The sequence below is a fragment of the Saliphagus infecundisoli genome, from assembly GCF_020177375.1.
Lineage (GTDB): Archaea > Halobacteriota > Halobacteria > Halobacteriales > Natrialbaceae > Saliphagus > Saliphagus infecundisoli.
Map to the genome: position 1 here is coordinate 1 of NZ_JAIWHV010000060.1, position 6,256 is coordinate 6,256.

General features: G+C 59.4%; 9 protein-coding genes. 3 read left to right on the top strand and 6 right to left on the bottom strand.

The genetic code is table 11. From position 1 onward, the window contains the following. Window positions 1–184: transposase (locus LCF40_RS22670; protein ID WP_224830397.1), on the top strand; the 184-nt coding region annotated here is incomplete at its 5' end. On the opposite strand, the gene LCF40_RS22675 is transcribed toward LCF40_RS22670, so the two are convergent. Together LCF40_RS22675 and LCF40_RS22680 are read right to left on the bottom strand one after the other, a co-directional pair. Further along, entirely contained in the window at window positions 170–472 is a 303-nt protein-coding gene (locus LCF40_RS22675; protein WP_224830398.1) for a hypothetical protein, read from the bottom strand. The two genes, LCF40_RS22670 and LCF40_RS22675, sit on opposite strands and share 15 nt — an antisense overlap. 319 nt (window positions 473–791) lie before the next feature. Next, on the bottom strand, window positions 792–1,691 hold the full coding sequence (locus tag LCF40_RS22680) for a CPBP family intramembrane glutamic endopeptidase (protein ID WP_224830399.1): 900 nt from the start codon (window positions 1,689–1,691) through the stop codon (window positions 792–794). A 177-nt stretch (window positions 1,692–1,868) separates the two neighbouring features. Between LCF40_RS22680 and LCF40_RS22685 the strand changes: the two genes are divergently transcribed. Both LCF40_RS22685 and LCF40_RS22690 read left to right on the top strand, forming a co-directional pair. Further along, window positions 1,869–2,486 carry a hypothetical protein gene (locus LCF40_RS22685; protein WP_224830400.1) on the top strand — a complete coding sequence of 206 codons (618 nt, stop codon included), beginning with the start codon at window positions 1,869–1,871 and terminating at the stop codon, window positions 2,484–2,486. 2 nt (window positions 2,487–2,488) lie between these two features. Next, window positions 2,489–2,776: a transcriptional regulator gene (locus tag LCF40_RS22690; protein WP_224830401.1), complete on the top strand. Its 288-nt coding sequence runs from the start codon at window positions 2,489–2,491 to the stop codon at window positions 2,774–2,776. Window positions 2,777–3,005: 229 nt separating this feature from the next. Here LCF40_RS22690 and LCF40_RS22695 read toward each other — a convergent pair whose 3' ends face one another. Genes LCF40_RS22695 through LCF40_RS22710 form a run of 4 tightly spaced genes read right to left on the bottom strand, consistent with a single transcriptional unit; the run spans window position 3,006 to window position 6,089 of the window. Then, a complete protein-coding gene (locus LCF40_RS22695) occupies window positions 3,006–3,749 on the bottom strand; it encodes a 2-oxo acid dehydrogenase subunit E2 (RefSeq protein WP_224830402.1) in 744 nt (247 codons plus the stop codon). Between the two features lie 32 nt (window positions 3,750–3,781). Further along, window positions 3,782–4,045 carry a lipoyl domain-containing protein gene (locus tag LCF40_RS22700; protein WP_224830403.1) on the bottom strand — a complete coding sequence of 88 codons (264 nt, stop codon included), beginning with the start codon at window positions 4,043–4,045 and terminating at the stop codon, window positions 3,782–3,784. Next, window positions 4,042–5,076, bottom strand: coding sequence for an alpha-ketoacid dehydrogenase subunit beta (locus LCF40_RS22705; RefSeq protein ID WP_224830404.1), 1,035 nt, complete (start codon window positions 5,074–5,076; stop codon window positions 4,042–4,044). The genes LCF40_RS22700 and LCF40_RS22705 overlap by 4 nt, the downstream gene beginning before the upstream one ends. Next, a complete protein-coding gene (locus LCF40_RS22710) occupies window positions 5,073–6,089 on the bottom strand; it encodes a thiamine pyrophosphate-dependent dehydrogenase E1 component subunit alpha (RefSeq protein WP_224830405.1) in 1,017 nt (338 codons plus the stop codon). Before LCF40_RS22710 ends, LCF40_RS22705 begins: the two co-directional genes overlap by 4 nt. Window positions 6,090–6,256 lie beyond the last annotated feature (167 nt).

Below are 6,256 nucleotides of genomic sequence, written 5' to 3' on the forward strand. Positions count from 1 at the left end.
CTGGTATTTTCCCTCGAAACTGCCCGAGCTCAACCCAGTGGAAGGCTGTTGGAATCAACTCTACGAATGGTTCAAGCATCGGCTGATTCCGGATCTCTCAACGCTGAAAGAGGCAATTCTACGAGGAATCGATGCAATCCATGAGCCGAATATCTGGAACTATCTCTGTTCAGGAGAGGGGTAAAAATTCGTCACCGACCCTATGATCAGGGTGGTAGTGAACTTCGTTGAGCAGGTCGCCGTGCTTGTCGTAGGTCTGCAGTTCTGGCTCGTGATCATCGATGCGGTCAGCGTTGTCGGCAATGGTTTCACCGACGACGGCCCCGAACTCTGTGAGACGTTCTTCGGCCCACTCGAACTCGTCTGCCGGGTAGGTTCTGTGCACCTCCTCTTGGAGAGGTGGGTTCAGCTCCCAATAGTTGACGCCCCGTCCCTCCTCGTATCGGTCGTAGTCGAACGGCGGCTTTGTCATGTACCACAGTACCAGTGATTAGTATTACCATTAAAGGTGGGAGAATTCATATGTGGTTGTCAACTGTTTATTGTGCTGTCGTTTCGGGGCGAGCGCGGCGAAACGGGGGAAAGCACCGTCTACAGGTCGATCGTTGTCGAGTCGGTCGCCTGATCGAAGGTCCATCGAGGACGTCGTTGTTGTAGATAGCGCTGGCCAAGCATCCGTCGACGCGGGTGAGCAACGGAAAAACGGATGCACCCGACACCCACCAACTCATAACCTCATTCTGCCACGACGTTTGGCAGGAGTGTCGGATTTGAAGCGGTCCGCTACTCCGTTAGGCAGCTGGTGGGGCGCGTCCCTCTACTGCCACCCGGTCATCAGAGTTACCGTGGCACAGATCGCGACCGTAAACAACGATCAGACCGATCGCGAGCACCCACATGATCCCCGCCAAAACCCAACTTAGTGCAGCCGCGTTCTGGATCGGCAACAACACTTCCATGCTGCCGGCGCTGGCATTATAGCTAGCGTGGAGAATCATTACCAGCAGAACGCTGCGGCCGGTGGCGCGGTACACCCACGTAAACAGGATGGATAGCGCCAGGAGGCCAATCAGATACGGAACGAACGATCCGCCGTATTGGCCCGACCCCTCCAGAACGAACAGCGGGAGGTGCCAGACCGCCCACACGGCACCGATTACGAGGCTTGCAGACACTGCAGTGAACTGTTCGAGCAGTCGTGGCAGCGCGAATCCGCGCCATCCGAGTTCCTCCTGTCCACCGCCTACCAAGAAGACGGAGACCATGCTCAGACCGTGAATCAGTACGACTCCATAAATCGGGACCTCCTGAAGGATTTCCGACCGTCCGATTGAGTTCCCGAGCACGACGTAGACAAGAACCGCGCCAGCAACCACGAGTAGGGGAATTCCAACCGCAGCGAGGTACCACCGCGGGCGGACGCGCCAGTCGAGTACCTGTCCGGCCCATGAGCGAAGCGAATCACCAACAAGCCACGTTACGATGGCAGCCGCGACTAACGGACCGAAGCCACCGACGACGATGATCCCGGACACGAGTGCCCCGTACTCGACGATATCCACGGCTCCAGGCACCCACACGGCCCACGAGAGGGCCAGGGTTAACCCGAAGAAGGTGGCTATCTCGCGGCCACTGACGAAGGCGCCGACTCGCCCGAGTCGATGCGATCGAGAATTGACGGTTGTCGTCATTGCGGCTGTACCATCGAGAAGAGAGTACATAGTACTTTGTACTACAAATCCACTCTCTACCGGAAACTATTTTGTAACGGATTGGGTATAGTGCTTCATGTCACCGGAACTGATGGGCACCAGCTGCTCCACCGACTACATAAAACGCTCTCCAGGAGTGGATGGATGCCTCCCTACATGAACGAGCCAGAACCGGACGCCGAGGGGCTTCAGGAAGAACTCGGCCAGATCAAGGCGGCGATGGGATTGGCGGAGGAATACCCCTACTGGTGGCGCTTCTGGCTCATCGAGGGTATCGGTTTGGGGATCGCCCTCCCGATCGTCCAACTTGGGCTCCGCGACGGGTTTTCTCCGCTCCTCGTCGTCTTCCTCGGGGGTGTGCTTCTCACCCACCAACTCGTGGCCTGGCGGATTCTCAACGAATACGATCGACCGACGACCGGAGTTCCGGGTTGGACCGCGTGGAATATCACGTATGGTGTGGGATCCCTGGCTCTCGCCATCGGACTCCTCCCTATCTTTGAACAGCTCGTATTTGAGGATATAATCGTGATAGGGGTCGTCGGTGTCGGTGCTATCAGCGGCATCGCGTACTTGTACATGGGGCAGCTACTCGCTGCCTATAATATTCGGACAGCCGATCGCTATGCCTTTTATACAGGGGGGTGCTGGTTGCTCGTGTTAGCCGCGATGATCCCTCACATCCCGTTCTTTGCTGGGTGGGAGTTCGCTGTGTTCGGCATTGGTCTCGCTGTACATAACATCGGCTCGTACGTCGTCCTCTCACGGGTGTAATAATGGAGTTCGACAAGCTTGTCCACCAACCAACGCGATTGCAAATCTTCACGCACCTGTACGCGAACGGAGAGACGACCTTCACAGAGCTGAAAACCGAACTCGGCATCACCGAGGGAAATTTGGCCAGTCATATCCAGACGATGGAAGACGCTGATTGTGTTACTGTGACGAAACAGTTCGTTGACCGGAACCCACAAACGAGCTATCGATTGACAAGCCGTGGCGAAGAGCTGTTCGAAGCTCATATCCAAACGCTCGAAACGCTCATTGATGGACTTGAGGAGTGATTCGACCGAACCTAACAAATTGGGCCACGTCGATTCGAATATAGGTGTCATATATTTCAGGGATTCCGTAGTCTTTTTTCCCTATACCTACCGCTGACCGTGCCCCCGATTATGTGCGTTTGCTCTGTTCTATGACACCTTAGGAACGAGGGCTAACTTGATGTCAACCAAGCAAAGAGCCCATCACGGACTGATAAGCGCCGTCGGTGGTATCGGTCGTCCTCTCATATCACAGGAATTGATCCGCCTGTGCGACATGGTTGGCGAGTGTATCGAGAAACCGCGCCGCATCTGCTCCGTCGACGACCCGGTGGTCGAAGCTCAGATCGACGGTCATCCGTTGACGGAACGCGACGCCGTCATCCTCGCGTGTTGCGCGTTCGCGAACCCTGTTAACGCCCAGGATAGCGACCTCAGGTGGGTTGATGATCGGGGTAAACGAGTCGACGCCGAGGACGCCCAGGTTCGTGAGGGTGAATGTCCCCCCTCGGAGATCGCTCATCGTGTAGTCGCCTGACTGCACCGCGTCCGTGAGCCGCCTCCGCTCGATTGCGACTTCGCCGAGCGTCTTCGAACCGATGTCACGGAGGACGGGTGTCACCAATCCGGCGTCGACGTCGACCGCAATGGCGACGTTGTGTTCCTCATAGAGGCGGTGGGTCCCGTCTTCGAACGTCGCGTTGAACGCCGGATGTTCCTCGAAGGTCGCGGACACCGCGCACAGCACCGGATCGATCAGTGACACCTCCGTCTCGATGTCGTCGGCTTCGATGACCTCGAGTACCATCTCGACGTCGAGTTCCCGACTGGCGGTGACATGGACTGCGTTCCGATAGCTGTCTTGCAGACGGTTGGCGATTGTTCGCCGCATGCCGGAGAGCGGCCGTTCCTCGCGAACGGTGAGATCCGATTCGGCCGCCGCTCCAGGTTCCTGTTCGTCGTTCTGCTCGGGATCGGGGTCGGTGGGTGCCATAGTAATAATCGGTTGCGGTGACGAGCCAGCCGTTACTCCGGGCGGATCCAGGCGAGAGTATCGCCGTTCTCGAACTCGTCGTCCTCGTCGAGTATGATCTCGTCGAGCGTGCCGGTCACGGGCGCAGGGACGTCGACGCTGACCTTCTCGACCTGGAACTCACAGAGGCTGTTACCCTCCTCGACGTGACTCCCAGGGCCGTGAAACCAATTGACGACGACCCCTTCCTCCTCGTCTACGTCCTCAGGCCAGACGTCGGTCGTGTCAATGGCGATGTGATCGGTGTCGGTGCTCATTCGTCTGAAAGAACGCTATGTACGGCCGTAGTGATGTCGTCCGTATCCGGGATCACTTCGTCCTCCAGAGGCCGCGCGTACGGAATGGGGACGTCCGGGAGCGCGACTCGTTCGACGGCATCGAGGTCGGCGAGCCCGTCCTCGGCGACGCTCGCGATCACCTCGCTCGTGACGCCGTAGGACCGATAGTCCTCGTCCACGACGACGAGTCGACCAGTCTTCGAGACGGAGTCGCGAATCGTCTCCGTGTCGAGGGGCACGAGCGTCCGAAGATCGACGATTTCGACGTCGATTCCGTCGTCGGCGAGCGACTCGGCGGCCTCGAGCGCACGATGGACGTGCAACCCGAGCGTGACAACGGTTACGTCCGCGCCGTCGCGCTTGATGTCGGCACGTCCGAACGGGATCGTGTATTCGTCCTCGGGGACGTTCGTCTTGGGCCCGTCCGGTGCGGGCAACCAGCCGATCCCCATCAGCCGCTTGTGAAACAGGTAGACAACCGGGTCGTCGTCACGGATGGCGTTGTGCATCAACCCCTTCGCATCGTAGGCCGTCGATGGCACGACTACCTTCATGCCCGGGAGATGGGCGAACGTCCCGTAGAGGGTTTGGGAGTGCTGGGCAGCGTCGTTGTACGTCCCGCCGACCGCAGCAGTGAGCACCATCGGAACGGACACCGCTCCGCCACTCATATACGTGTTCTTCGCCATCTGGTTGTAGATTTGATCCATCCCGACGCCGAAGAAGTCAACGAACATGAGCTCCGCAATCGGGCGCATACCCGCCTGGGCCGCACCGACGGCAGCACCGATGTACGCGGTCTCGCTGATCGGCACGTCCATTACGCGATCGTGGCCGAACTCGTCGAGTAGCCCCTCCGTGCTATCGAAGATGCCGCCGTAGTCCGCGATGTCCTCGCCCATGTAGAAGACGTCGTTGCTCTCACGCATTTCGTGAGCGATCGCCTCCACCATGGCTCGACTCATCGTGAGCGAACGATCCGTCCCTCCGTCGGTCTCCCCTTCCGTCATCGGTCCTCACCCCCGGAGTCCGCAGCCGATGGAGCAGTCTCGGTCACGCCTGAGGGCGGCGTCGAAAACACGTCCTCGTAGGCGCTCTCGGGGTCGGGTTCGGGCTGGTCTTTCGCCCACTCGATGGCTCCCTCGACGCGGTTCCGGGCCCGCTCGCGGAGTTCCTCGAGCGCCTCACCGCCGACATCGTGGGCCCGAAGCGTCCCCGCGAGCCGATCAATCGAGTCCCGCTGGGCCGCGGCTTCTTGGTCCTCGTCGGAGCGATATCCCTCCGCATCACCCATGAAGTGGCCCATCCGCCGGTGTACCTGGACCTCCAACAGGGACGGCCCGTTTCGGTCACGGGCCCGTCCGATGGCCTCGCCGGCGGCGTCGTAGACGGCGACGGCGTCGTCCGAATCTACGCGCGTCCCCGGGAGATCGAATCCCTCCGCGCGTTGAGCCCCGTTTTCGACGTCGGTGACGCGGTCCTTGGGCATGCTGATCGCCCAGTCGTTGTCCTCAATGACGAAAACGACAGGGAGGTTCTGGACGCTCGCCAGGTTGAGTGACTCCAGAAAGGCACCCTGATCGATTGCCCCCTCGCCGAGAAAGGCGACTGCGACGCTGTCCGTGTTCCGTTTCTTGGCCGCGAGTCCGGCGCCGACCGCCGGCGGACAGCCCTCGGCGATGATCCCACTGCAGGCAAAATTGACGTCAGGATCGAACAAATGCATATGGCCGCCTTTTCCCTTGCTCAATCCCGTTTCCCGGCCGAATATCTCGGCGGTCATCCGCTCGAGATCGACGCCCTTGGCAATGGCGACGTGATGGGGTCGGTGTGGTGCCGTGACCGTGTCATCGTCCCGGAGGTGCTGGCAGACGCCAGCGCCCGACGCTTCGTGGCCGGCGGCGAGATGGAGCTCGCCGGGGATCGGGCCCGCCGAAATGTCGAACGCAGGCTGTTTCCCCTCGAGGTACTCTTCTTGTAGCCGTTCCTCATAGTGACGCGCCGCCACCATGTGTTCGTACATCTCTTGTAGTTCGCTAACAGCCACCATTGACATCTATAACCTGTGGCGTTTCGACTATTTAAAACCGGCGTGAGCCGGTAGTGACGGCCTGATGTCTGTGATTTCCACGTCATCAGATAGGCCGTCATCGGGTGAAACGGATGCCAACAACATCAATTCTGTCGAAA